We start from the raw sequence: 23,822 nt of genomic DNA, 5'->3' as shown, positions 1-23,822 counted from the left end.
TTGTGGTGACCCTCCGTGGCTCCGGCACGGAAAGTGATCCAGAACCCGAACCCTGACCCTCTGACGGCGTATCAAAAGCGACCCACTTGGTGATCTTCGTCTGACTCTGGCCCTGGCGATCAAGGTCAGGAGGAAGGGTGATCCTCGTGGAGGACTGGGCAGAAATCCGTCGACTGCACCGGGCAGAGCAGATGCCGATCCGGGCGATTGCTCGACAGCTGGGCATCTCGAAGAACACGGTCAAGCGGGCCTTGGCCAACGACCGGCCGCCGAAGTACGAGCGGCCGGCGAAGGGGTCGGTGGTGGACGCGGTAGAGGTGCAGATCCGGGAACTGCTGCGGGAGACACCGACGATGCCCGCGACGGTGATCGCCGAGCGGATCGGCTGGGACCGGGGCATGACGATCCTCAAGGACCGCATCCGTGACCTTCGGCCCGCATATCTCCCGGTCGATCCGGTGTCCCGGACGACCTATCGGCCCGGTGAGCTGCCCAGTGCGACCTGTGGTTCCCGGACGTTCAGATCCCGCTGGGCTATGGGCAGACCGGCCGGCCGCCGGTGCTGGTGATGGTGTCGGGGTATTCGCGGGTGATCGCCGCGAGGATGCTGCCCTCCAGGCGGACCGGCGACCTGATCGACGGTCACTGGCGGCTGCTGTCGCAGTGGGGCGCCGTCCCCAAGACGCTGGTCTGGGACAACGAGGCCGGCGTCGGCCGCGGACGGGTCACCAGCGAGTTCGCCGCGTTCGCGGGCCTGCTCGCCACCAAGATCTACCATTGCCGGCCGCGGGATCCGGAAGCGAAGGGGCTGGTGGAACGGGCCAAACGGCTATCTGGAGACCTCCTTCCTGCCCGGTCGGCACTTCAGCGGCCCGGATGACTTCAGCACCCACCTCGATGCCTGGCTGAAGGTCGCCAACCGGCGTGTTCACCGGACCCTGGGCGCCCGCCCGGTCGACCGCTGGGAGGCGGACCGGGCCGGGATGCTCACCCTGCCGGCGGTCGACCCGCCGACCTGGTGGCGGTTTTCCACCCGGCTGGGCCGGGACCACTACGTCCGCGTCGACACCTGCGACTACTCCGTCGACCCCGCCGCCATCGGCCACTACGTCACCGTGCTGACCGACAACGACCAGGTCATCGTCCTGACCACCGGCGGCGAGATCGTCGCCCAGCACGTCCGCTGCTGGGCCCGCCACCAGACCATCACCGATCCCGAGCACGCTGAGGCCGGAGCGATGATGCGCCATCAGGCACGGCGTCGTCATCCGACGGGTCAGATTCAGGCCGTCGGCTCCAGCGGCCCGCTGGTCGAGGTCGAACAGCGGGAGCTGGGCACCTATGACCGGCTGTTCACCGTCATCGACGGCGGCGGCGACAAGGAGGCGAGCTAAATGGCCCGCACCCCCACCGTCGACGACGAGTCCGTCCTGGCCCAGCCCGTCGACAAGCCCGCTGGGCGACGCACCAGCCAGCAGACCACCTCCGACCTCGCCTTCCTCGCCCGGGTCCTGAAGGCCCCGGCCCTGCTGGACGCCGCCGACCGCCTCGCCGAGCGGGCCCGCCGGGAGTCCTGGACCCACCCGGAATACCTCGTCGCCTGTCTCCAGCGCGAGGTCGCCGCCCGCGAATCGCACGGCGGTGAGGCACGAGTACGCGCTCAAGGAGCACGGCCCGGCCGGGGCGATCTTCCGGCGCTTCGGCCGGCCACAGAACCAGACCCTCCTCGAGGCGATCGGCAATCCGCGCCGTGAAGCCCACGACGCCCGCAACAGGCCGAGTACGCCGCCCGCCAACGGGAGCACCAGGAGGAACTGCGCCGCATCGCCGCACAGCACAAGGCCGAGCGAGAGGCCCGCCGTCCGGTGTGCGCCGACTGCGGCACCCGGTTCACCGACGAACGGTGGAAGGCCATCGAGCCCGCCGGGTGGGGCACCCCGCGCGAGACCCACCCGCACCTGTGCGACGGCTGCAAGCAGCGCGCCATCACCGCCGAACGGCAAGCTGCGCAGGCCGGGCCCGAGCACCAGGAGCACGACCAGGCCGTGTCCGAGCAGAAGGCCGGCGGCACCTGGCTCTCCCGCTTCCGCGACTGACATCCGGGCGGAGACCACGGCCGGGCAGGACGGTCCTGCCCGGCCGTGGCGGCTACTCCCAGGGCTTCGGCAGCGCGTGCCACAGGGCTCTGAGCCAGTCGGGCGGGTTGGTGAGGAGCTTGTCCACCAGCCGGTCGGTGATGGAGCGGGCGGCGCCTTGAACGGCGCCCTGGCCTATCGCGGCGGTCAAGCCGGCACCCACGGCGGGCTGCTGCGGGACGGGCGCGGGGTCAGGCGGCTGGACGGGCGCGGGAACGTTGTCCCGGGTCATGATGCTGCTCCCTTGAGCAGAGGGATCGAGGACAGCGGACACCTGTGGTGGTGTCGTCCGCGTGGGGGTGGTGCGCGCCTCGCGGTCGGCGGTCCTGCTGCGGCTCTCTGCAGAAGAGCGTCCCTGTGGGGTCTCGGCCCGGCCCTGGGTGGGCGTGTTCAGCGTAGCGGCGATCGGCGCGGGTGTTGCCCCGGGTGTCTGGCGGGCGGTCATCGGTACTGCCTCCGGCGTGAGTTCGACAATGCGGGTGGGACAGTGACAGGGCTCAGGTGCTTGCGTCTCGTCCTGCCGGGCACGGCTCTTTCACCCCGTAGGGCTGGAAGCCGGGACCCAGACAGCAGCGGCCGGGAAGAAAGATCCCGGGGCACGACGAAGGCCCGGACGCGTGGTCCGGGCCTTGCACTGTCGAAATGGGTCTAGCGGGTCGAGTGCCAGTAGGGGAGTCGGTGACCTTCCGTCTACTCATGCTCTCCCCGGTGCGGTTGGCGACCCAGTCCGGATCGCGTACGGGTGCCGACACCCGGGCCTCGGAAGCGAGGCGCGCATGATGCGCCAACTGGTGCGCGGCCGGACGAGAACGTCGACCAGGTCGACGACGGCCGGACGGGCCACGCCGCTCTGCACTCACGCGCCGGTGAACGGCCTTCGTCCTGACTTGGTGGCGTCAGTAGCGTGATGCTGTCGGACGGCTGGTTTCAGTCATTCTCACGGACTCTGTCTCTCTATATCGGCATCTCTGAGACCCTTCCTGATTGCAGCAGGTGATCGTTTAGTCACTTAGCGGATCTTGGATGGGGGCGAGGGCCGTGCTGGAGCAAGCACAGCTCGTGGGATTGGCGGGGGCAGCCGCCGCTGCACTGGTCGCGGAGATGACCAAGGAGAGCTGGGCGTCGATGCGCTCGCTGGCAGCTCGGTTCTTCCGGCGCGGTGGCCAGGAGGAGGAAGAACGCCAGCTCGCCCGGCTCGATGCCGACCAGGCGCAGGCAGCCACACTGGATCAAGCTGCCCTGCGGGAGAGGTGGAACCGACGGCTGCTGACCCTGGTGGAGGACTTCCCCGAAGCAGCCGAGGAACTGACGGCAATGGCGCGCCGCAAGCCGGAAGAGCCGCAGAGCGGGGTGAACCAGACCGCAGAGAACAACACCGGCTCGGTCATTCAGATCGGCAGGGACAACTCCGGAAGCCTGAACACGGAGCGAAGGTGACCACGCTCGACGGGCGTGACCTGCCCCAGCCACCCACCAACCCGCCGCCTGTTGGGCAGTCCGCCGTCGGCAACACCGGTCCTACTGTCCAGGTCGGCGGCTCCAACCTCGGCAACATCAACATCACTCGGCTACCCAAACTACCGGTCACCCCCATTCCGCGCGGTGACCAGGAGGCCGCCCTGGAGCCTGTCTGGGCGCACACTCCCACCCCGCAACGGGCAGCGAACCTGCTCGCTGCACATGGCCTCGCAGTCATCATGGGGGAACGCGGCACGGGACGTCGCATCTCGGCAGTCCGCGCCCTGCACACCCACCTCTCCACTCCCGCAGGACCCCCGCAGCTTTTCTACCTGGCAGCCGACTGGGACGAGGACGAAGCACCGGAACGGGAAGTCCTACCCGAGCCCATCACCGGGCACGGCTACCTGATCGACGCGCCCTCGCGCTTCTTTTCCGAGAATGCCGCCCGCGCCCTCATTACTTGGGCGGAAGAACTCCACGACGCGGGCAGTTGCCTGGTCATCACCCGCAACCAGCGGAATTGGCGGGGCGACAGCCGCTACGAGATTGAGGCGGTACGCCCCGACGCCATCCAGGTCGCCCGGAACCACCTTGCGCACTGGGGCAGCCACGCGCAGGCCGGATGGCTGCAGCAAGACGCCCAGCGCACTATGACACGCGGCCTGCTTCGCCAAGCAGCCACCGACCGGACCGCCGGCGTCCTGTCTGACCTCATCACCCGCAGTGTCAGCCCGGATGATGCTGTCGCAATCGCCAAACGCCTGCGCGGCATCGATCCTGAACGGCTGGCCAAAGCGGTCGAACGCAGTGACACACCCTCTTCACCGGAGCACGAACAGGGAGTCAGCGAGCTTCGCCGCATCCGGGAAGAGGTCCTGTTATGGACCAACTTCCTGGAGCAGACGCTCACCGGCACCGGCACCCGCGGCCAGGACCGAGTGATGCTGCTCGCCGCCGCCTACCTCGAGGGCGCCCCTATCGAACGATGCATCAAGGCAGCCACCGAGTTCGGCGGCCGCGATGAGACAGTCGCGCGCCGGTACCGGGAAGGCCGCAGCCCTCGACGTCGGCTGAGAGACGTCGGTGTCGACATCACTTCCAGCGACACAGCCGCATTCCACAGCCGCCCGGGCCTCGCCCGCTCCGCCATCCGCATGGACTGGCACCACTGGGCCGACGAACGAGACGCAACCACGAAGTGGCTCACCCGCATCACCGCCCCCGACGGCGTCGCCAGAGCATGGACGGAGCAGATCGGATCCCGTCTGCTGGAGCTGTCCATCAGAGAGGCCGAATCTCCCTTCTTCACGCTCCTCGACACCTGGGCCACCACCTCCCCCGACGAGCAATACCTCCGTATCGTCACCGCACTGATCACCCAAGCCGCGGAGACGGAAGAACTCGCGCGGGATGCCCACAAACAACTGCTGGACTGGGCGAAAAAGCCTGACGCGCATCGGCGAAAGGTTGTCGCCTGGGCATGCAGCGGCCGGTACGGCATGCGATGGCCGCACATGGCTCTCGTCCGGCTACGCCACATCCTGGCCGTCGACGACGAAGCAACTCGCATCGCAGCGACCGCCCTGACGGCCCACGCCGCCGCGAGCACCGATGGGTTCCAACGAGTCGTCGAGACGGTCGAGACCTGGTTCGAGAAGTACCAGACCCACCTCGCCGGCCCTCGGGCCTTCCTAGCGCTCACCGATCCCACATACAACGTCCTGGACACCCTGGTGAGCGCAGCACAGGCTGCCCCAGCCGTCCGTGACTTCCTGATCAACGGCTGGATGCAGACACTGCGACAGCCAGACGTACGCGACGACGCACACCAGGTCCTCCTCGGCTGGGCCCGAGCCGCTCACGAGGGCCGACTGGACCGCACCGCCACCTTCGGCATCCTCACCGACGTACGCAACGCCCACACACCCCTCGACGCCATGTCCCGCTTCCTGTACGGAAGCCCTGACCAAGACGACCACGCCCTGATCGAAGCGCGCCTCGCCCTGGCCAACCTGCGAGCCTGCAACCACGCCCAGTGTTCCGAACCCCACTGCCCGCTCAGAGAAGGAGTCGGCTCCCTCCCGGACACCAGCGCTGCCGGAGGCACAGGTGAACCCCTGTCATGAAGCCTCCATAGGACACCAGCGCGTCAAATTCCCGCTGAACCGATGGCTGCTGGCACCGCTGACCACATGGCGTGCCCGACGTCTGGCAGCCGCATACGGACCCGGCATGGACGCACGCACAGCCTGGGCACTAACCCGTACAGCTACTCATCCCGAAGAGATCTCATTCGCCATGAACCATCTAAGCGAAGACAAGGAAGAAGAGTCATAACCGTTGAAGTGATGACGAGCAGCTGCTGCGCCGCCGGGTCTACGGCGCCGACCACGACCAGCCAGGCCCGCGGCCCGACCGCCGCTACGCCGAACTGGTCGGCGGGCCGCTGAACGGCCTGCTGCTCGGCATCACCGGCTTCACACAGGACGAGGTGGACACCGGCGTCGCGCTGGCCACTTTGTCCAGTCGTCCGCCCCGGCCGCCGGCTCGTACGAGTGATCTCGAGCGGTTCGGCTCGCCAATTGGATCCTGACGGCGTCACGCCCACTGGGTGCCGAGTTTCCGTAGCGCTTTCACGTCCACGGCCGGCGTCGGACGGAGCAATGCTCAAGACCTGTGGATCGGTCTCGGGGTTGGCGTGCGAAGGGCGTGCCTTCCCGAATGATCCTGTGATGGTCATCGAGTAGGCCGACGTTGGCGCGTCGGTCGGGAAGGCACGCCCGTGCTCACGGTAGTCAACGAAGTCGAAACGGCACCACACGACTCCCTGATTGACGAGATCGTCGGCGAGGGTGCCTGGCGGATGCTCGCCGCCGCGCTGGAGGCCGAAGTCAACCAGTACATAGCCGAGTTGGCGGCCGAGACCGATGGAGCCGGGCGGCGCCTGGTGGTCCGCAACGGCCACCACCGGCCCCGCACCGTGACCACCGCGGCAGGTCCCGTGGAGGTCACCGCACCCCGGGTGAACGACCGTCGAGTGGACGAGGCTACCGGCGAACGAAAGCGGTTCTCCTCGAAGATCCTGGCCCCGTGGTGCCGCAAGTCCCCGACGGTCTCCGAGGTACTGCCGCTGCCGTACCTGCACGGACTGTCCTCGGGGGACTTCGTACCCGCGCTGGAGCAGTTCCTCGGCTCCGCGGCCGGCCTGTCGCCGGCGACGGTGACCGGCTGACGAAGCAGTGGAGCGACGACCAGGCGGCTTTCCAGGAGCGGGACCTGTCCGACCGGGATTTCGTCTACGTGTGGGCCGACGGGGTGCACCCGAAGATTCGGCTCGGTCAGGCCCACAGCTGCGCCTTGGTGCTGCTCGGGGTGCGGCTGGACGGCACCAAGGAGCTGATCGCGCTGGCGGAGGGGCTGCGGGAGAGCACCGAGTCGTGGGCTGACCTGCTGCGGGACTGCCGCCGACGCGGCATGCGCGACCCTGAGTTGGTCGTCGGGGACGGCGCGATGGGACTGTGGAAGGCGCTGGCTGAGGTCTTCCCCGCTGCCCGGCACCCGTGTGAAGTGCCGTTTGGATGCCAGTAGTTACGTGTCATCACTGAGTCACTGTCAGGTTTCGTCTTCTGGTCCTGTGACCTGGCGGGATCCATGCACAGGCGCCGGCATGGGCTGAGATTCAGCTGTGGCGTGCAGTGGCATCGCGTGGGATAGCTTGATGACACGTCCTATAGGTCTACTTAGGCCATCAGTGGTGCGACTGTGGGGGAGTACGTAGTCGTTCATCCGGTGAGGCGAGCGGATGGCGCGGTCGACACTCGTGCTCGGGCTGGCCTTTTTGCGTCCCCAGTGTCCGGTTCGCGCCCTTCAACGTTCGACCGCCGATGCCTGCAGCAGCTTTTCGGGCGAGGTGATCGCCGCCGGGGAGAGCATGGTGCTCTCCTTCTAGTGCGCTGATGGGTGAGGCGCCGGTTACATGATCACGCGGCGAGGGCGGGCCGGCCTCCCCAGCGCAGTCTCTTCTCGCTGCGGATGCGGGCGCGCTCCTTGCGTTGGGCTGCCAGGACGTCGGGGTGGCGGGCGTTGGCGTTGCGCCAGCGCAGGTAGGTGTGACCGGCTCCGTCACCACGCCTCCCCGCACCTCGGATGTCCCCACCTCCAATCGCTTCAGGCACTATCACCGCCAACCCGGTGAACGTTGCCGGTCACAGCACTAGCCACCACCCTCCTGCCCTCGGTGAGCAGAAACTGACCATGGTTGTACTCGTGTCCAAAGCCCACCCCGGGCGGCCGTCAGAGGCCGGCCTCGGTGATGATGCGGTCGTTCCGTGCCCTTGGCAGTACGGGGTTGGCTGCAGCGTCCACGGCGATCGTGGGCTCTGGGTCCGCCAGCAGTCGCTCCAGCAGGTCCGCGCTGAAGTTTCACGGCCCTCCCGCTGTCTGGTCCTACTGGCCCCACGGCCGTGCCTTCGAACCTGCTCGAATCGTGGCACGGAACGTCGCGGTGGCACGTGTGATCAGCGCAGACTGTTGGCCCACGGTTTGGTCGTCGACCGAGCCGAGGGGGCCATGGGTCCACACACAAAGAGGGTGGGAACAACGTGCGAATTCGTTCACGCGCCATGGCAGTCGTAAGTGCCGCTGTTCTGGCGGCTGCTGGGTTCACCGCCGCCACTAGCACGCCAGCCAGCGCTGCGACCTACTACGGCAGCGCACCTGGGGCGTAGCGGCTACGAATGTCCTCAGCCGCACGAAGTTCTACCTTGAGTTCTGGGGCGTCAGCGAGGGGTACGTCGCCTACTGACCTGATTCACCGTCACACAACGGGGGCTCCGCGTTGCCTCCGGGGACCTACGCATCCTCGGCATTCCACCCCACTACCTGTTCGGACGGGCCCCACTACCGGGCCCTACAAACTGTGAGCCATCTACGGGATCAACCGGTCCCAAGCCGACAGAGAGGGAACCACCTGTGAGAACTCGCAAGCGTGTCGCTGCTGTCCTGCTATCGGCTGCGTTCGCAAGCAGCGCCATGGTCGTCGCACCGGCGGCGCAGGCCAACGAGCTCAACCAAGGAGTTGTCGCGTCGTGTTATGGCAGCACCAAGTCCTACTCAAAGCCCGACAGCGTCGGGGCCTACCCTTGGCGTATTGACGACTATCTCACGACCACGAGCAACTGCACCGACATCAACATCAAGCCCAACACCAACCGTTACATCTCCGTCTGCTTCGTCCCGAGCACGGGTTCGCCGTACTGCCAGGCGGACTACACGCTCGCCACCGGGGGCCAGTGGAATACGATCGCTACCGACGTGAAGACGGGCGTCCGCTTCTTCTTCAAATTCAGGTCGTCTGCCGAGTCCAACGGAAGCTGGGCCGCCTGATCACTGAAACTCAGCCACGTTCCGCGAGGTCCGTCAGCACTTGGCCGCTTTGCCATCTCTCGGCGGCCCGCGGTTCTCGGCGCTGCGCCGTGACAACCCCACGTGTGTTGCGGACAGAAGCCGCCGGATCGCAGGCGACGTAGCCACCTGGGCCCGGCTGTTCTACCTTCCGTAACAAGCGGCCGTTTTCGCCCATGTCCTCTGGCTGGAGTGAAGGAGGAAGAGACGGGCGGGAGGCCGGGGACCAGGGCGCGCTCAGCCGGTTGCGCGTCGGCCGGGGCCGCCGCGCCTCGCCGCTGTCAGCCCGGCGGCGGGGACGGAAGTCGCCGGCACCCCAGTACTGTCCTTCCCGTGCAGAGCGCCACCAAGGGGTGAGGCGGGAGAGTCCCGCCGGACGGAGGTACCGCTGTGATCGTCCGACTCCTGGGCGGCCCGCTCGCCGGTCGCGTGCTGGAGACCACCGATACCCCGTGGGCCGGAGACTGGCTCACGGCCGGGTGACGCCGACCGGGGCCTGTATGTCCCCGTGCACCGCGACCCGGCGACCGGCATCATCCTGGCGGAGGCCCGGGTCACCCGCGCCACTGGTAGCTGCCACCACGGCACAGAGCTCGTGCGTTACATCAGCGGCCTGGTGTGCTGAAGGTTCAGCAATGTGGGCGGCAGGCCAAGGTCGCTCATCGCCTTCTCGATGGCCGGCTTCATGGGATTGCCCACCAGCAGCGGGCTGATTGCTGCTGCCGCCTGGAGCAGAGCCACGGGAATCCACAGCCGCTCGGCGGTGATGTCCGCCTCACCGCCCTTGGGTTCCGTGGTGAACTTCAGCTTGCCGTCGTCCACGATCAGGAATGCGTCGGCAGTCGCACCCGTGGTGTGCGAGTAGGCCGACTGATGCCGGTAGACGGGGTAGGCGTCGGCCGTTCCATACGCCTTGACCATGGTGTCGAAGTTCTTCAGCTCCCCGACCAGCTTCTTATGGATCTGCTCACTCTCAGGGTTGGCGAACACGAGCGGGTCCGCTGAAGGCGTAGAGGCTGGCTCAGGCAGGTTCCAGGTCTCGTTGACGTTCCTGGCGAGCTTTCGCCGGTGCTCATTCCAGTAATCGGTGAGCGCTACAACAGCTGGCTCACCGCTGTCGGCCAGCCAGTTCATCGCGTAGGAGTGCCCCAGGAGGTTCCGCATCAAAGGCGCCGCCTCCACGGTGTAACCCTGGTCGTACAGGGATATCAGAGCCTGCGCCGTCCGGTTGGTGAACTGCCACCAGCCCATGAGCGGCCGGACAACATTCCGATTCTCGAACGGCACTCGCACACCCTGGCTAGTCACCTGCTCCGCCGCTCGCAGAATCACCGGCACTACGGCCTGGCAGCGTCGAAGGCACTGTTCGTTGGGCCCGAACTTGTAGACCATGAAGCGAAACCTACCGACGAACCACGTACGAGCGATATTCGCCGGTCAGGGGCGGCACCAGATCCAGGGTGCCGCCCCTCGCTATACCGCCCACTCCATGCCCAGCTCAGCGAGCGCTGCCCGCTGCTCCTGGGTGAGCTTGTCCCGCCTCGACTTGGTGTTGGAGACCCATACGCCCAGCCTCACGACCACCGGCTCCGCCTCGCCGTCGATTGCGATCTCCTCGCTGTGGCCGCGCGGCACCGGCCGGTCCGCGCCCTCCCGCTCCACCCACTGCGCGAGGGCCGCCACGCCCCGCTGGAACGCCTGCTGCGCCTTTGCTCGGAGCCTTCCCGGCCGCCGGGGCGGGAGACAGCGCCTCAAGCGGCTTGATGCCCAGCGTGGACAGCCGCTCCTGTTGCTGTCGCGGCTCGTTCAATCTGATCGGTGGGTTCTTTCTGAACCGCCCCGGGTTCGGTAGAGATCTCAGTTTGTGGTTGTGACCTGGGGTTTCGTGAGTTCGGTGTAGTAGTTGGCTTCGTATTCGACGGGCGGGATGTGCCCTATCTCACCGTGCAGTCGTCGGTGGCAGTACCAGTCGACCCACTCGGCAGTGGCCAGCTCGACCTGAGCAAGTGTCTTCCACGGGCGCCGGGGTTTGATCAACTCGGTTTTGAACAGGCCGATCGTGGACTCCATCAGGGCGTTGTCGTAGGCATCGCCGACGGAACCGATGGAGGCGGCGATGCCGGCAGCTTCCAGGTGCTCGGCGAGCTTGAACGACGTGTACTGCGATCCGGCGTCGGAGTGATGGATCAACTCGCCTGATTTCACAGGCTGTTCGTCCCGGTCGCGTTGCCACAGTGCCATCAACCAGCGCGTCCAGGACGAAGACGGACTCCTTCACGGTGGCGGCGGACCAGCCGATGATCCGGCGGGAGAAGGTGTCCACGACGAAGGCGATGTAGACGGTGCCGGACCAGGTCTTCACGTGGGTGAAGTCCAGTCAGCGAACTGTGCGGCGAATCCGAAGCCACCCTCGTCTACGACGTCCACACCTCGGTCCCGGTTATCGGAACCCAGCGCACCGCCGAACACTTCCACCTCACCAACGGCCGGATCGACACCATCCGCCTGATCTTCGACGCCACTCCCTGGCACACCGTCATGCAGGCAGTCACCCAATCCTGACGCCGAGAGCGGCCCGGCACCCCAACGGCTCTGGGCGGGCGACACCGACCGGTTCGTACAAGATCGAACCAAGTGGGGAACATGAGCGGCTGTGGGGATTTTCGGAGATCCTCATCAGTGTCAGTGGGCGAGGACACACTGACTGCACGAACACCTCTTCATCAACCGCAGACGATGCCTCCCACCCCTCCGCTGCCTGGGTGGAGTCGATGGGCGGTCCTCTGATCGTTGTCCCCGTCTCCGCCCTGGCCTCCTGGGGCGGGTGCACGGAGAGTGGTCTTATGGCGGGAGACGCCACCGCCCCGGACGACTACGACCGGGCCTGCGCGGTGGACGATCTGGCCGGTGTGATCCCCATCGACGAGAACGGTGGGCAGACGCTGGTGCTGGCGGACGAGCCGGCGACCAGCTGCTATCTGCCCGAGCACCGAGCGTTCCTGCGGTGGCTCGCCGCCGAAACCGAGGCCGGACTGAGCGCCGCAGCAGATGCTGTCCTCGCAGACCCGGCCACGGTGTGGGAGGAGTGCGGCACTTGGGTTTCGGGCGGTCCGGCGGTGCTCATGGACTCCGCCGAAGCGGGTTCCGACTTGGGCATCGAGTACCCCGACGGTGGGATGCCTGCCGAGGCATCGGTCCCACTGCCTGCGGGCCGCTGGAGGGTCCGCGCCACGCAGACCTGGGTGGGCGAGGAAAACTGGGTCGGCCTGGTCCAGCTCCTGCCCGCCGAATCCTGAACGGGCCGTGCTTCGGTCGCGTGCGGTCAGCCGCGGCGCGCAAGGCTGTGCAGATGGGCGATGCCGCGCATCGCGTGGTGCTCGTCTGAGACAACCTGAACGTCCACAAGGCCACCGGGCTGCGGGAGTTCGCCGTCTCGCGTGACTGGCTGACCATCTACTACCTGCCGCCTTACGCGCCCGACCTCAACCCCGTCGAAGGCGTCTGGTCCCTGCTGCGGCGGGGCTGGCTGTCCAACGTCGCCTTCAGCACGCCAGAACACCTCATCCAGCGCATCCGGCAGGTCATGCCTGTTCGTCTACTGGTTCCCGGAGTCGTGGGCCGCGCTGAGGATGAGATCCGTGACGGCTTGGGGGTGGGAGACCAGGGACACGTGTGAGGAGTTGATCTCCACCGTCTTGCGTGCGTGTGCGCGTTTGGCCTCGTACCGTTCGAGGTTCGGGTTGATGGCCCGGTCCTGTTTGCCGAGTAGCACGTAGACGGGCTTGTCCCGCCAGGCTGCCGCGGTGAGCTTGTCGGTGAAGGCCGACTGCGCGATCGGGCGCTGTATCGATGCCATGACGGACGCCTGCTGCTGGGAGAGGTCCTGTGCGAAGGTGGCGTGGAGTTTGGCGGGCTGGATGTACACGTCGGTGCCGGTGGTTCCGTCGTCGTTGCGGAAGGGGACCTGTTTCAGTGCTGTGGTGAGCGGTGCTGGCGAGAACTTACTGGAGAGGCTGGCGAAGGACTCACCCTTGTCCGGCATGATCGCGTTGATGTAGACGAGTGCCTTGACGTTGTCGAGGCCGGCGGCTGCCTGTGAGATCACTTCGCCGGCGTAGGAGTGTCCGACGAGGACGATCGGTCCCTTGATGGTCTTCAGGAGGCTGCTCAGGTAGGTCGAGTCCTGGGGTATGCCGCGCAAGGTGTTGGGTGGGGCGATGACGTGGTAGCCGTCGTGCTGCAGGCGTTGCACCACTGCGTTCCAGCTGGAGCCGTCGGCGAATGCTCCGTGCAGGAGCACTACGGTCGGCTGCTGGCCCTGCGGGGCCTTGCCCAGATCGTCTGCGGCGTGGGTCGGTACCACGGTCAGGGCGGAGAGGACCGCCACTGCGAGGGCCAGTCTGCCCTTGCCTGATATGAGGATTCCAGAGACGGTCATGTGCTTCCACTTCCTCGCCGCAGAAGGTGAACTTCGCCATTTCGGTGGCTTGGAACCGTGAGGATCGTGCGGAAGGAGTCGGCAGCAGCCGCCGCGACTGCCGCGTCCGGTCGGCCGCGTGAACCCGAAAGCAGCCTTCGACGCGGAAGTCGTGATGGTCCGCGTTCCGCCGTGCCGCGGATCACCATTTTCGCGTCTCTGCGCTTGGCGCGCATCCGATTCCGCCGTCGTTCGCCGTGCGGCAGCGGGTGTCCTGCCCGCTTGACAGGCCGTCGCTGTTGGAGCGTGGGGTACTCGCCCAGTGAAGGGTACGGCTCCCGACGGCTGGCGCCACGTCGCGGTTCGGGCCAGGGGCGCCTGATCTGGGAACTCGGTGCCGCCGGTCACCGGGCAGGCTCAGGAAAGGACCTTGAGTACTTCCTGTGCCAGCGGCCCGGAGGACGCGGGGTTCTGCCCCGTGTGCAGGTTGCCGTCCGATACGAGGTACGACTCCCAGGCGGGACCACGGGAGTAGTTGGTGGGGAGCTTCTTCAGCTCGTCCTCCAGCAGCCACTTCGCGTCCTTGGCGAAGCCGACGCCTTCTTCTTCCTCGTTGCAGAAGCCCGTCACGCCGCGGCCCGCGAAGGGTGTGTTCCCGTTCTCGTCGCGGGTTGCGAGGATGGCGGCCGGTGCGTGGCAGACGATGGCGAGGGGCTTGCCCGAAGCGAGTGCCTTGCGGAGCAGTACGGCGGAGTCCGCGTCGAACGCGAGGTCCTCCATGGGGCCGTGGCCTCCGGGGTAGTAGACCGCGTCGTAGCCTTCGAGTCGCGCGTCCTTGACGGCGATGGGGTGGCGGAGCTCCTCGGCAGACTCGATGACCGCGGTCTCCTTGAGCATGTTCTCCTCGCCTCCCGCGTAACGGGGCTGCAGGCTCATGGTGTCCACGACGGGGATAACAGCGCCCGGGGTTGCCACCGTGACCTGGTATCCGGCATTCGTAAAGACGCTGTAGGGTGCGACGAATTCCTCGGCCCAGTACCCTGTCGGATGGCGATGACCGTTCTCGAACGTCCAGTAGCTTGCACCAGTCATCACAAACAAAACTCGACCCACGACTACTCCTCCTCGCAATTTCGGACCGGGAAGAATTCACTGGCTCTGAAGCTACCTCGGGCTGGCAGGCGCGGCAACCGCAGCTCCGCGCAATCCATTCCCGTGGCCTAAGACACAAATTCGAGCTAAATGCAGTCCGGACTCCGGAATCTCATGGCCGAGTAGGCGAAAGGTTCCTTCTGGTGTCGGATCTGCGTGTGCTTGATTCTCAGTTTTCCAGTCGCGCCATCCAGGCTTCCAGGTCTGAGTGCTCGTCGATCAGGAAAGCAATGTGGCCCAGCCCGGTCCGGGATTCTAGAAATCCTTTGTGGTTGTTCCCGGTGTTCTCTCGGTAGCGGTGGGCGAACTTGTAGTCGATCGCCTCAACCTTGAACACCTTCTTGTGCCAATCCAGACTCTCGTCGAGATTCGTGACTGATTGGAAAATCCTTGCTGACCAGCACGTTTCAGTAGGCAGCTGGGACCCGCACTCGCGGTCGGCGAGTTCAAGGAGTTCAACACGCTGATCAAGATCGGCGGTGGCTTCGGCTTTCTCACAGCAATTCTTGGAAATGCGGAGCGTTCGTGGGCCTGGTGAATGGGACGCGGGACCGGCACCTGGTCCCGACACAAATTCACTCTTGACGGATTGAGTTCTCTGAGTTGCCGGGAGCCGCATGCGAGATCAGACTGGTCGCGAGGTCCTCCGGAGAGTGGCGCACGAGCCATCTTCGATATCAAGACCGCTGCTGGTGTTGGCGGTTGGCAACGTAGAGGGTTGGGTCGCCGTCACCGAACACAGCGTGGGATCCGCCCCGAGTCTCTGTGAGCAGTGGCGTACACGAGCTCCCCTGCTGCCGCGCACTGGTTCCCCGCCGGACCCACGCGCGCCGCGGGCACCATGAACGTGAAAGGAAGCACTCGACATGGCGAATGCAGACCTGAGGAAGGTCCTCATCACGGGCGCGGGCACCGGCTTCGGGTTCGAGGCCGCCATGCGCCTCGCCGAGAAGGGCTTCGACGTGATCGCCGGGGTGGAGATCTACGCCCAGGTGCAGACCCTGAAGTGGCAGGCGAAGGAGCGAGGGGTCTCCCTGCGGGTGGAGAAGCTCGATGTCACGAACGACGGAGACCGGCGCAAGGCACTCGACTGGGGCGTAGAGATCCTGGTGAACAACGCCGGTGTAGGTGAGGGCGGTTCCACCGTGGACATTCCCGAAGCGAACATCCGGCACCAGTTCGAGGTCAATGTGACTGGGCCGCTGGTCCTCACGCAGGGAATCGTCAAGCAGATGATCAAGCGCGGGGGCGGCCGTGTCGTCTGGGTGTCCTCGCGGGAGGGCCTGAACGTCAATCCCTTCACCGGCATCTACTCCGCCTCGAAGCACGCGGTGGAGGCGATCGCCGAGACGATGGCGTACGAGCTGCAGGAATACAACATCGAGGTTGCCACGGTGAACCCGGGGCCTTTCCTGACGGGATTCAACGACCGGATGTTCCAGACCTGGGAGAGCTGGAAGGACGACGCGTCGGAGCGGCTGTTCGACTACTCCGAGCTCGCCTTCCCCCGTGCGCAGTTCGACCCCGAGGCGGTCTTCGCCACGCTGACGGCCGTTGCCGCCGGAGAGGTCGACACCTTCCGCAATCTGGAGCCCAAGTCGATGCTCGAGGAGACCAAGCAGCTCCAGGCAGTTCCCTGGGAGCGGAAGGTCACGGACGGCCTCGGCACTCGCCACCCGGCCATCCAGCACTCCTACGAGATGACGCCGGAGACTCCCGTCGCGGCATCGTAGAGCAGCTCCTACGCCTGGACGTCCCGCGTTCACAGCGAGAACCCGGACGCGAAATCGGGCTGAACGGTGGTGACCGCATGGTCGGCATCGATCGCACCGGATCTCTTCGGCGCCGACCTCAGCCATTCCCTGGTGCCGGACCTTGCCGCCCCCCACGAAACCGCGGACACGCACGGGCGCACAGACCTCACAACTGCAGGAGGTACATCACCATGCCTGTCAAACCAACCGTGCTGCAGGATCGCTGCCGCAACCGCGGTACGGCGTTCACCCTGGAGGAGCGGGCGAGGCTGGGGATCACGGGGCGGCTGCCGGCAGCTGTCGAGACCCTCGGCCAGCAGGCTGGCAGGGCCTACGCGCAACTGCAGGAGCAGCCCTCCAACCTGCACAAGTACATCTACCTCAACGAGGTCCACGACCGGAACCAGGTGCTGTACTTCAAGCTGCTCGGCGACCATCTCGACGAGTTGCTTCCCGTCGTATATGACCCCACGGTCGGCGAGGCGATCGAGAAGTGGTCCCTCGACTACCGTGACTCGCGCGCGGTGTACTTGTCGATCGACCGTCCCGAGGACATGAAGGCCTCGTTCCAGTCGCTCGGACTTGGCCCGGACGACGTGGATCTGATCGTCGTCTCCGATGCCCAGGAGATCCTGGGTATCGGAGACTGGGGCGTCAACGGGACCGACATCTCCATCGGGAAACTCGCGGTCTACACCGCGGCCGCCGGCATCGACCCCAACCGCGTCATCGCCGTGAACCTCGATGTGGGCACGGACAACGAGCAATTGCTCAACAGCCCGTCCTACTTGGGTAACCGGCACGCGCGCGTCACCGGCCGGCGCTACGACGACTTCGTCGCCCTCTACCTCGAGACCGCGTCCGAGCTGTTCCCCGGCGCGTTCCTGCACTTCGAGGACTTCGGGCCGTCGAACGCACGGCGGATCCTCGTGGAGAACGCCGACAAGTACCGGATCTTCAACGACGACATGCAGGGCACTGGTGCGATCGTCATGGCGTCGGCGTTCTCGGCCCTGAAGGTCACCGGGGGACGCTGGTCCGAGCAGCGACTCGTCGTATTCGGCGCAGGCACGGCCGGCACCGGTATGGCCGACCAGATCCACGCGGCGATGCTGCGAGACGGTGCGACGTCCGACGAGGCGAAGAAGAACATCTGGCTCGTCGACATCCACGGCCTGGTGACCGATGACATGCGGGACTTGCCCGACTACCAGCAGGTCTACGCGCGGTCGCATGCCCGGCCGTATGGCCGGTGGTGATTTGCATCCGTACGCCGGGGAAGATCTCCTGCCCGTCCGCAACTTCACGGACGCGCGGCGCCAGACCGGCGACCTCCTGGGCCATGCCTTGCGCCGCCATCAGGTCGCGCTGGGCCCATTCCGGCTCGGACACGAGGTAGTCGGCATGGGCGAATACAGGCTGGTCGCCGCCCGGGGCGGTTCACCTGAGCGCCCTGGAGAAGAATGAGCCGGCCGTCATGAGCCAGGCCGTCTCCGCCGCCACCGCCCAGAAGGTGCAGCAGATGATGGAGCACACTGCCAAAGAAGGCAGCGCCAAGCGCGCGCTGATCGACGGCATCGTTGTCGGCGACAAGACCGGCACCGCGCAGCGAGGCGTGAACGTCGCCGATGAAGTGCCTTACGGCTGGTTCGTCTCCTACGGCAAAAAGCCCGACGGCGCCTCGGTTGCCGTCGCCGTGTTCATCGACCCCACCGACATGGACATCTCCCGCCAGGACATCTCCGGCGGCCGGCTCGGCGCTCCCATCGCCCGCAGCGTTCATGAAGGCAGTACTCCAGCATTAGAGGGGCTCGCACCAGGCTGAGCAGCAAAGGAGGAGGTGTCTGACCATCAACGATCAGACACCTCCCCTGTCGCACCGGGCATTACGGTGACGAACAGGACGTCCCTGGGGCGTCGGCCGGCTCCGACGGCCGCCGAGGAGAGAGCAGGCGGGCACGGCGCGCCGACTGTCGAGGGAAGCGAGCGCGCTCCGCGTGACATGCCCGTGAACGTCCGGGCGTGTCCGGGTCGATCAGGAATCGAGAAGCGCGATTCACGGAGTCGCCTCTAGCCTGCTCGCCATGGACATCACCATTCACGCAACTTCTCTTCCGCACGACGACCCGGACGCGTCGCTCGCCTTCTACCGCGACGTCCTCGGCTTCGAGGTCCGCAGCGATGTCGGGCAGGGCAGGATGCGCTGGATCACGGTCGGCCCGGCCGGTCAGCCGGGCACGTCGATCCTTCTGGCGCCGCCTGCCGCCGATCCCGGCGTCACCGAGGAGGAGCGCCGCACGATCACTGAGATGATGGCCAAGGGCACCTACGGCTGGATCCTGCTGGCCACCCCGGACCTCGACGCCACGTTCGAGAAGGTGCAGGCCGGTGATACCGAGGTCGTCCAGGAGCCGACCGAGCAGCCGTACGGCGTCCGCGACTGCGCGTTCCGTGACCCCGCGGGCAACCTGGTCCGCATCCAGGAACTGCGCTGAGCTGTGCGGGTATCGAGGCGGCCGTGCGGGCCGACACGCGACCACCCATAAGGAACGCGGCGGCGCACCGGAGCGAAAGTGCCTGCCCTGCCAGTCGCCCGCCAGGGCCGCGTCCGTGTCCTCGTTGAACGGGTCATAAGCCCGGACTCCGTCCCGCTGCTGTCCGGCAGTTGCTCGACCGGCTGGTCGAGTCCGGCGGGCCGGTCCACACCACCGAGTGTCTGGGGTGCCCGCCGAGGCGGGCACCCCAGACACTCGAAGACGTCGATGGAAATGGAAGATGAAAGGCAAAGGGGAGGGTTCTCATGTGTAAGCCTGAATGGCGGCGTGCACGCGTCCAGGCGCAGCGCCTGGCTGATCTCGCGCGGCTGCGCCGTGTCCGCGACCGGATCGACAGGGAATACGCGCAGCCGCTGAACGTGGAGGCGCTCGCCCGCGACGTGAACATGTCCGCCGGGCACCTGAGTCGGCAGTTCCGGGCCGCCTACGGTGAGTCGCCGTACGCGTACCTGATGACCCGTCGCATCGAGCGGGCGACGGCGCTGCTGCGGCGGGGCGACCTCAGCGTCACCGAGGTCTGCTTCGCGGTCGGTTGCGCCTCGCTGGGCACGTTCACCACCCGCTTCACCGAGCTGGTCGGCATGCCGCCCGGGGCCTTCCGGCGCCAGGCGGCGGGTGCGGCCGCCGACCATGCCGATGCTGTGGGTACGGCAAGCCATGCGGGGTTGGCGATCAAGATGGAGGGGATGCCGGCGTGCATGGCGAAGCAAGTCTCAAGACCGGTCAGGAATCGAGAAGCCCCGGTCGCCGCGCAGCCCCTAGCGTGATGGTCATGGCAACCACCACTTCCACCGCAGCCAGCACGTCCCTCGCGTCCGTCACCCTTGAGGTGGCCGACCCCGAGGCCACCCGCCGCTTCTACAGCGCCTTCGGCGTGGACACGTACATACGCCTGCGGGCGTCCGAGGCGCACTCCACCGGATTCCGCGGCTTCACCCTGGCGCTCACGGTGTCCGGGCCGGCCACCGTCGACAGCTTCGTCGGCGCCGCCGTGGACGCCGGCGCCACGGTGCTGAAGCCCGCTGCGAAGTCGCTGTGGGGCTACGGCGGCGTCGTCCAGGCCCCGGATGGGACGACCTGGAAGATCGCGACCTCGGCGAAGAAGGAGACCGGCCCCGCCAGCCGCGAGATCGACGAGGTTGTCCTGCTGCTCGGCGTCGAGGACGTGAAGGCCACCAAGCAGTTCTACGTCGGCCGGGGCCTGACCGTGGCCAAGAGCTTCGGTGGCAAGTATGCCGAGTTCGCCCCCGGTCAGTCCAGCCCCGTCAAGCTGGCGCTGTACAAGCGCCGTGCCCTTGCCAAGGACCTCGGTGTCCCCGCCGACGGCACCGGCTCGCACCGCATCGTCCTCGGCAGCACCGCCGACGCCTTCACCGACCCGGACGGGTTCGCCTGGGAGGCTGCCGTGTCGCTCGCCCCCACGCCGTCCTGACTCCCGGCCCCGCACTCCCGCCCCGCCTGATCCTGTACGAGAGGAAACTTGCCATGCCGTCCACGAAGTCGCCTGCCGAGGACTCCGGCACAACCACCGAGAAGTACAACGGATTCACCGCCGAGGAGCGGGCCGCGATGAAGGAGCACGCACGCGAGGAGAAGAAGGCGGCGGCGCGGCGCGGTTCGTCCCGGGCGGAGAAGGAGGCGGCGGCGGAGCGGGACGTGCTCGCGAAGATCGCCGAGATGCCGGAGGCGGACCGCGTCCTCGCCGAGCGGATCCACGAGATCATCAAGACCGCCGCTCCGGACCTCGCGCCCAAGCTCTGGTACGGGATGCCCGCGTACGCCAGAGACGGCAAGGTCGTCTGCCACTTCCAGAGTGCGGAGAAGTTCAAGTCGAGGTATGCCACGCTCGGCTTCAGCGACCAGGCGGCACTCGACGACGGCGCCATGTGGTCGACCGCCTACGCCGTGAGGGAGCTGACCGCGGCCGACGAAGACCGCATCAGCGCGCTTGTCAAGAAGGCGGTGGGCTGAGGCCGGCCGAGGCAGAACCCGACGACGCTCGCGCCGTGGGTGTCGACGTAGTTCGACACGATTACGGCGTCCGTGCAGTGCCGCAGCAGGCCCTCGATCAGTGCCGCGACCTCGGACGATGAACGGGACTTGAGCTGGGAGTAGATGCAGACGTTCTTCCGCTCGACGTGCCAGTAGATCATCACGCCATTGCCGCCGTCGCGGGCGTGGTACTCGGTCACGAAGTTCGAGGACCAGGAACCAAACTTCTTCGAGTCCGAGGCGCACGCCGGTCGATGCGCTCGTAGGCGGCGACGGAGGCGAACTCGTCGGTGACGCCGGTGGCGAAGTCGGCGTTCTTCAGCACGTCCAGGAGGTCGAGGACGCCCCAGCGGCTGCCGCAGGGCGCGGTGGACCGCGACGCCTACGTGGTGTGCGTACTGGAGCAGCTGTACCGCGCTTTGATGAGCCGCAACGTCTTCGCGTCCCCCTCGCACGGAGAAGATACGCACAGCGACCTCTCGGTCCCGGACCGAGCGGCCGGTGGCCGCCGTAGTGGCCGACCTCAACCCCGTCCTGCGGGGCTGGGCCGCGTATTTCCGCAACGGTAACTCGGGGCGGAAGTTCAACGCGGTCGACGGCTACGTCCACGAGCGGCTGGCCATCTTCGCCAGCCGGAAACACGGCCTGCGGGGCCGGAACTGGACCACGCGGTACACATACGCGTGGATCAGTCGGCTCGGGGTCCACCGCCTGACCGGGAACGTGCGCGGCGCGACGGCGCATGCCAGTCGGTGAACGATGTCGGAAAGCCAGCTCTCCGGCGACTTCACCTTCATGCTCAAGCGCTGAGCCCTCCTCGGGACCACGGGCCTGTCCGGCATGATCCGCCGGACAGGCCCCAAGTCGCGTGCAGAAGTGGGGCACTACCTTCCGCCTGCGTGCAGTGCCATTGCGTCGGCATCGCAGGTAGTGTTCAGACAGCGCGTTTCTTGATCACGAGACGTTGCCATAACGGGAGGAATGAGATGTTCAAGTCGAAGAGCACTGGCACGATGTCGCGCAGGTTCGGCGCTGCCGCGGCAACACTGGCTCTTGCCGGTACGGGCCTGTTCGCAGGGGCGGGGTCTGCTGCCGCGGGCACGAATGGGCAGCAGTTGTCGTTCTCGTCGAGCTTCGTGGACAGGGTCTACGCCTGCGGTAACAACCAGAACGGTGTGCGGGTCTGTTCTGGCTGGCGTGATGTGTCCAGCCCCACCTGGACCGACCTCCACGGGTACTGGTGGAAGGGCGCAGTCGACGTCTATGGCCTGAAGAACGGTGTCAACTACGTCTACGCCGCCACCTGCTATGTGCCTGAGAAGCAGTCGGGCGACTGGTACTTCTGCAACACCGGCGGCAATATCTGAGCTTGGCTTTGACGTCGTCGGCCACCCGACCTGCTGAGACTGCTGGAATTCGGGAGAACGCGACGCGGCCGTTCTCCATGTTTCGAGATGGTGCGGCGGCTACTGCTCCTCGGCGCAGGGCCGTCGCACCTCGAAGTGGAAGCATCCGTACTCCAGTGCCCGGACGTGCGCGAGCACCACGTCCGGGTCGCTGAACGCATCGTCGAAGGCTGCGTCGAATCCAGCCGTGGTGTCAACCGGAATCTCCAGAAGGCGGTCACCGGCGATATGGCCCCGGGCGTCATAGCGGCGCACGGTGCGCAGGGCGCCCGGCCAGTTGGGGTGTGACAGCCAAGAACAGCATCGAGGGCTACAGCCGCGACGTGATGCGCGCCCTCCCCACCCGCCGGGCCCTCCGGCGTCCCCTGCTCCCTCCCCAGCGCGGGGTGTGGTGAACCGCCAGAGCCACGTTCCCCCGCTGCCTGCTCGGACCCGGGGTGACGGTGGCGCTGGGTGTGTGCTGGTGCTGCACGAGGGCGGTGTCCGGGTCAGGACAGCGGAATGAGGCGCGGGTCGAGTTCGAGGAGCTCGCTGTTGGTGCGGTAGCGGCCGGGGGCAAAGCGGAGGACAGCCTCACATAGGAGGACCGGATCGGCGTCGAGTTGCTCCAGGGTGCTGATTGTGAGGTAACCCAGCTTTTCGAGCCCTCCGTTGCCCACCCGACTCGGCAGATGGAACGAAGGTACGCCCGCCCGCAGTCGCAGCAGCAGGATGTTCTCGAATGTCACCATGCCGTCGCCGCTGGCCAGCCTGGCACGATGGAGGAGCCCGATGTACGTGACATCCTCCCAGGGGATATCAGTGCGGCCCCGCGAGACCGGATCGACGGAGATAGACAGCCCTGCGGCGTTTACCGTCAGGCGTGGACGACCGGCCAGGGGAAAGCCGGCGACGGTGAGCGACAGCGTAATCGCGGTGGCGAGAAGGGCGGAGGGCCCGGCCTTCAGCGGCACCCACAGGAAGTACGTAATCGGGGGAGTGGACAGCAACGACGTCCAGGCGAGCAGCTTTGCGTGGATTTCCGTGGGGCGGCGGGGCGGCACGATGAGCCGCGGCGCTGCGGCTACGGCCAGGCAGCCCGACCGCTCATTACAGTGCGCTTCAGCGCGGCGATGCGTTTGGAGACGGCCTGCTGGGTGATCGACAGGTCGGCGGCGGCTTTCTGGAACTGGCCCGCTTCCGCGACGGCGACGAAGGTACGTACTGCTTCGAGAGCAACGCCGACCCGACCCACCTTAGACCGACCGGCAATAGGCGTTCGGGTGGCGGGGCTGGCAGCAGAACGGGCGCGGGTCCAGGTGATCATGGAGTTCTCTACGCTCAGTGATCACGAAGGACGGCCGGGAGTGCCCGCCCCGATCCAGGCTGGCAAGCGATGGGTCGTGGAACGAACCCATTCGTGGATGAACGGCTACGGCAAGCTGCGGCGCTGCACCGAGAAGAACAGCACGATCGTGGAGTTCTACCTCCACCTGGCCGCCGCGCTCGTCACGCTCCGCATGCTGATCCGCCGAGCCACCACCCACTACCGCTGGGACGGTCGCCCC

The 23,822-nt window shown here is 66.7% G+C and carries 23 protein-coding genes and 9 pseudogenes; 20 read left to right on the top strand and 12 right to left on the bottom strand.

What is annotated here, in order from left to right; genetic code table 11:
* The first annotated feature begins 137 nt into the window (after window positions 1-137).
* The 3 genes and pseudogenes from istA (at window position 138) to ACWDEX_RS32950 (ending at window position 2,096) form a co-directional block, all read left to right on the top strand.
* Window positions 138-1,394: pseudogene (gene istA, locus ACWDEX_RS32960) on the top strand (IS21 family transposase).
* On the top strand, window positions 1,395-1,754 hold the full coding sequence (locus tag ACWDEX_RS32955; protein WP_450468136.1) for a hypothetical protein: 360 nt from the start codon (window positions 1,395-1,397) through the stop codon (window positions 1,752-1,754). It begins immediately after the preceding pseudogene.
* Window positions 1,755-1,865: 111 nt separating this feature from the next.
* The gene (locus tag ACWDEX_RS32950; RefSeq protein ID WP_450468135.1) at window positions 1,866-2,096 is read left to right on the top strand and encodes a hypothetical protein; all 231 of its coding nucleotides are present in this window, start codon (window positions 1,866-1,868) and stop codon (window positions 2,094-2,096) included.
* Window positions 2,097-2,148: 52 nt separating this feature from the next.
* On the opposite strand, the gene ACWDEX_RS32945 is transcribed toward ACWDEX_RS32950, so the two are convergent.
* Window positions 2,149-2,367, bottom strand: coding sequence for a hypothetical protein (locus ACWDEX_RS32945; protein WP_450468134.1), 219 nt, complete (start codon window positions 2,365-2,367; stop codon window positions 2,149-2,151).
* A gap of 806 nt (window positions 2,368-3,173) precedes the next feature.
* Here ACWDEX_RS32945 and ACWDEX_RS32940 point away from each other — a divergent pair.
* From ACWDEX_RS32940 to ACWDEX_RS32925, 4 genes and pseudogenes are all read left to right on the top strand, one after another.
* Window positions 3,174-3,572 (top strand): hypothetical protein, encoded by a 399-nt coding sequence (locus ACWDEX_RS32940; protein ID WP_450468133.1) that lies wholly within the window; start codon window positions 3,174-3,176, stop codon window positions 3,570-3,572.
* Window positions 3,569-5,722, top strand: coding sequence for a hypothetical protein (locus ACWDEX_RS32935; RefSeq protein WP_450468132.1), 2,154 nt, complete (start codon window positions 3,569-3,571; stop codon window positions 5,720-5,722). Before ACWDEX_RS32940 ends, ACWDEX_RS32935 begins: the two co-directional genes overlap by 4 nt.
* A gap of 233 nt (window positions 5,723-5,955) precedes the next feature.
* Window positions 5,956-6,189, top strand: a complete 234-nt coding sequence (locus ACWDEX_RS32930) for a hypothetical protein (RefSeq protein ID WP_450468151.1) — start codon at window positions 5,956-5,958, stop codon at window positions 6,187-6,189.
* A 189-nt stretch (window positions 6,190-6,378) separates the two neighbouring features.
* A pseudogene (locus tag ACWDEX_RS32925) lies at window positions 6,379-7,151 on the top strand (IS256 family transposase); the annotation flags it as partial.
* Window positions 7,152-7,576: 425 nt separating this feature from the next.
* Here the strand turns inward: ACWDEX_RS32925 and ACWDEX_RS32920 are convergent.
* On the bottom strand, window positions 7,577-7,771 hold the full coding sequence (locus ACWDEX_RS32920; RefSeq protein ID WP_450468153.1) for a hypothetical protein: 195 nt from the start codon (window positions 7,769-7,771) through the stop codon (window positions 7,577-7,579).
* Between the two features lie 796 nt (window positions 7,772-8,567).
* On the opposite strand from ACWDEX_RS32920, the gene ACWDEX_RS32915 reads away from it, so the two are divergent.
* A complete protein-coding gene (locus ACWDEX_RS32915) occupies window positions 8,568-8,981 on the top strand; it encodes a hypothetical protein (RefSeq protein ID WP_450468131.1) in 414 nt (137 codons plus the stop codon).
* A gap of 618 nt (window positions 8,982-9,599) precedes the next feature.
* Here ACWDEX_RS32915 and ACWDEX_RS32910 read toward each other — a convergent pair.
* From ACWDEX_RS32910 to ACWDEX_RS32900, 3 genes and pseudogenes are all read right to left on the bottom strand, one after another.
* On the bottom strand, window positions 9,600-10,391 hold the full coding sequence (locus ACWDEX_RS32910; protein WP_450468130.1) for a DUF5677 domain-containing protein: 792 nt from the start codon (window positions 10,389-10,391) through the stop codon (window positions 9,600-9,602).
* 81 nt (window positions 10,392-10,472) lie between these two features.
* Window positions 10,473-10,794, bottom strand: a pseudogene (locus tag ACWDEX_RS32905) (helicase associated domain-containing protein); the annotation flags it as partial.
* Window positions 10,795-10,856: 62 nt separating this feature from the next.
* On the bottom strand, window positions 10,857-11,204 hold the full coding sequence (locus ACWDEX_RS32900) for an integrase core domain-containing protein (protein ID WP_450468129.1): 348 nt from the start codon (window positions 11,202-11,204) through the stop codon (window positions 10,857-10,859).
* 566 nt (window positions 11,205-11,770) lie between these two features.
* On the opposite strand from ACWDEX_RS32900, the gene ACWDEX_RS32895 reads away from it, so the two are divergent.
* Window positions 11,771-12,295 (top strand): Imm21 family immunity protein, encoded by a 525-nt coding sequence (locus ACWDEX_RS32895; RefSeq protein WP_450468128.1) that lies wholly within the window; start codon window positions 11,771-11,773, stop codon window positions 12,293-12,295.
* A gap of 89 nt (window positions 12,296-12,384) precedes the next feature.
* Window positions 12,385-12,579 (top strand): annotated as a pseudogene (locus ACWDEX_RS32890) (transposase); the annotation flags it as partial.
* Window positions 12,580-12,594: 15 nt separating this feature from the next.
* Here the strand turns inward: ACWDEX_RS32890 and ACWDEX_RS32885 are convergent.
* From ACWDEX_RS32885 to ACWDEX_RS32875, 3 genes are all read right to left on the bottom strand, one after another.
* Window positions 12,595-13,437, bottom strand: a complete 843-nt coding sequence (locus ACWDEX_RS32885; RefSeq protein WP_450468127.1) for an alpha/beta fold hydrolase — start codon at window positions 13,435-13,437, stop codon at window positions 12,595-12,597.
* 396 nt (window positions 13,438-13,833) lie between these two features.
* Window positions 13,834-14,529 carry a type 1 glutamine amidotransferase domain-containing protein gene (locus ACWDEX_RS32880; RefSeq protein ID WP_450468126.1) on the bottom strand — a complete coding sequence of 232 codons (696 nt, stop codon included), beginning with the start codon at window positions 14,527-14,529 and terminating at the stop codon, window positions 13,834-13,836.
* 208 nt (window positions 14,530-14,737) lie between these two features.
* Entirely contained in the window at window positions 14,738-15,139 is a 402-nt protein-coding gene (locus ACWDEX_RS32875) for a hypothetical protein (RefSeq protein WP_450468125.1), read from the bottom strand.
* A gap of 295 nt (window positions 15,140-15,434) precedes the next feature.
* Between ACWDEX_RS32875 and ACWDEX_RS32870 the strand changes: the two genes are divergently transcribed.
* From ACWDEX_RS32870 to ACWDEX_RS32840, 7 genes and pseudogenes are all read left to right on the top strand, one after another.
* A complete protein-coding gene (locus ACWDEX_RS32870; protein ID WP_450468124.1) occupies window positions 15,435-16,301 on the top strand; it encodes an SDR family oxidoreductase in 867 nt (288 codons plus the stop codon).
* 212 nt (window positions 16,302-16,513) lie between these two features.
* Window positions 16,514-17,581 (top strand): oxaloacetate-decarboxylating malate dehydrogenase, encoded by a 1,068-nt coding sequence (maeA, locus tag ACWDEX_RS32865; RefSeq protein ID WP_450468123.1) that lies wholly within the window; start codon window positions 16,514-16,516, stop codon window positions 17,579-17,581.
* A gap of 185 nt (window positions 17,582-17,766) precedes the next feature.
* A pseudogene (locus tag ACWDEX_RS32860) lies at window positions 17,767-18,147 on the top strand (penicillin-binding transpeptidase domain-containing protein); the annotation flags it as partial.
* A 259-nt stretch (window positions 18,148-18,406) separates the two neighbouring features.
* Window positions 18,407-18,817 carry a VOC family protein gene (locus tag ACWDEX_RS32855; protein WP_450468122.1) on the top strand — a complete coding sequence of 137 codons (411 nt, stop codon included), beginning with the start codon at window positions 18,407-18,409 and terminating at the stop codon, window positions 18,815-18,817.
* A 305-nt stretch (window positions 18,818-19,122) separates the two neighbouring features.
* The gene (locus tag ACWDEX_RS32850) at window positions 19,123-19,644 is read left to right on the top strand and encodes a helix-turn-helix transcriptional regulator (RefSeq protein WP_450468121.1); all 522 of its coding nucleotides are present in this window, start codon (window positions 19,123-19,125) and stop codon (window positions 19,642-19,644) included.
* Complete coding sequence (locus ACWDEX_RS32845) at window positions 19,644-20,309, top strand: glyoxalase (protein ID WP_450468120.1); 666 nt, start codon at window positions 19,644-19,646, stop codon at window positions 20,307-20,309. Before ACWDEX_RS32850 ends, ACWDEX_RS32845 begins: the two co-directional genes overlap by 1 nt.
* 53 nt (window positions 20,310-20,362) lie before the next feature.
* Window positions 20,363-20,848, top strand: coding sequence for an iron chaperone (locus tag ACWDEX_RS32840; protein ID WP_450468119.1), 486 nt, complete (start codon window positions 20,363-20,365; stop codon window positions 20,846-20,848).
* Between the two features lie 14 nt (window positions 20,849-20,862).
* Here the strand turns inward: ACWDEX_RS32840 and ACWDEX_RS32835 are convergent.
* Window positions 20,863-21,117: pseudogene (locus tag ACWDEX_RS32835) on the bottom strand (Tn3 family transposase); the annotation flags it as partial.
* 253 nt (window positions 21,118-21,370) lie between these two features.
* Here ACWDEX_RS32835 and ACWDEX_RS32830 point away from each other — a divergent pair.
* Entirely contained in the window at window positions 21,371-21,625 is a 255-nt protein-coding gene (locus ACWDEX_RS32830; RefSeq protein ID WP_450468118.1) for a group II intron maturase-specific domain-containing protein, read from the top strand.
* A 230-nt stretch (window positions 21,626-21,855) separates the two neighbouring features.
* A complete protein-coding gene (locus ACWDEX_RS32825) occupies window positions 21,856-22,236 on the top strand; it encodes a hypothetical protein (protein ID WP_450468117.1) in 381 nt (126 codons plus the stop codon).
* 99 nt (window positions 22,237-22,335) lie between these two features.
* Here ACWDEX_RS32825 and ACWDEX_RS32820 read toward each other — a convergent pair.
* The 3 genes and pseudogenes from ACWDEX_RS32820 to ACWDEX_RS32810 form a co-directional block, all read right to left on the bottom strand.
* Window positions 22,336-22,548 (bottom strand): annotated as a pseudogene (locus tag ACWDEX_RS32820) (DUF1203 domain-containing protein); the annotation flags it as partial.
* 215 nt (window positions 22,549-22,763) lie between these two features.
* Complete coding sequence (locus tag ACWDEX_RS32815) at window positions 22,764-23,228, bottom strand: hypothetical protein (protein WP_450468116.1); 465 nt, start codon at window positions 23,226-23,228, stop codon at window positions 22,764-22,766.
* 143 nt (window positions 23,229-23,371) lie between these two features.
* Window positions 23,372-23,509 (bottom strand): annotated as a pseudogene (locus tag ACWDEX_RS32810) (helix-turn-helix domain-containing protein); the annotation flags it as partial.
* Between the two features lie 103 nt (window positions 23,510-23,612).
* Between ACWDEX_RS32810 and ACWDEX_RS32805 the strand changes: the two are divergent.
* A pseudogene (locus ACWDEX_RS32805) lies at window positions 23,613-23,822 on the top strand (IS5/IS1182 family transposase); the annotation flags it as partial.

Source organism: Streptomyces sp. NPDC001020, from assembly GCF_053599115.1.
The sequence above is the reverse complement of the archived record's forward strand: the minus strand, read 5'-3'. Positions and strand labels throughout refer to the sequence as shown.

Coding starts and splice junctions, on each gene's coding strand:
- ACWDEX_RS32955 (WP_450468136.1), top strand. CDS start 1,395: ATGGCCCGCACCCCCACCGTCGACGACGAGTCCGTCCTGGCCCAGCCC.
- ACWDEX_RS32945 (WP_450468134.1), bottom strand. CDS start 2,367: ATGACCCGGGACAACGTTCCCGCGCCCGTCCAGCCGCCTGACCCCGCG.
- ACWDEX_RS32910 (WP_450468130.1), bottom strand. CDS start 10,391: ATGGTCTACAAGTTCGGGCCCAACGAACAGTGCCTTCGACGCTGCCAG.
- ACWDEX_RS32895 (WP_450468128.1), top strand. CDS start 11,771: ATGGGCGGTCCTCTGATCGTTGTCCCCGTCTCCGCCCTGGCCTCCTGG.
- ACWDEX_RS32885 (WP_450468127.1), bottom strand. CDS start 13,437: ATGACCGTCTCTGGAATCCTCATATCAGGCAAGGGCAGACTGGCCCTC.
- ACWDEX_RS32870 (WP_450468124.1), top strand. CDS start 15,435: ATGGCGAATGCAGACCTGAGGAAGGTCCTCATCACGGGCGCGGGCACC.
- maeA (WP_450468123.1), top strand. CDS start 16,514: ATGCCTGTCAAACCAACCGTGCTGCAGGATCGCTGCCGCAACCGCGGT.
- ACWDEX_RS32855 (WP_450468122.1), top strand. CDS start 18,407: ATGGACATCACCATTCACGCAACTTCTCTTCCGCACGACGACCCGGAC.
- ACWDEX_RS32850 (WP_450468121.1), top strand. CDS start 19,123: ATGTGTAAGCCTGAATGGCGGCGTGCACGCGTCCAGGCGCAGCGCCTG.
- ACWDEX_RS32845 (WP_450468120.1), top strand. CDS start 19,644: ATGGTCATGGCAACCACCACTTCCACCGCAGCCAGCACGTCCCTCGCG.
- ACWDEX_RS32840 (WP_450468119.1), top strand. CDS start 20,363: ATGCCGTCCACGAAGTCGCCTGCCGAGGACTCCGGCACAACCACCGAG.
- ACWDEX_RS32825 (WP_450468117.1), top strand. CDS start 21,856: ATGTTCAAGTCGAAGAGCACTGGCACGATGTCGCGCAGGTTCGGCGCT.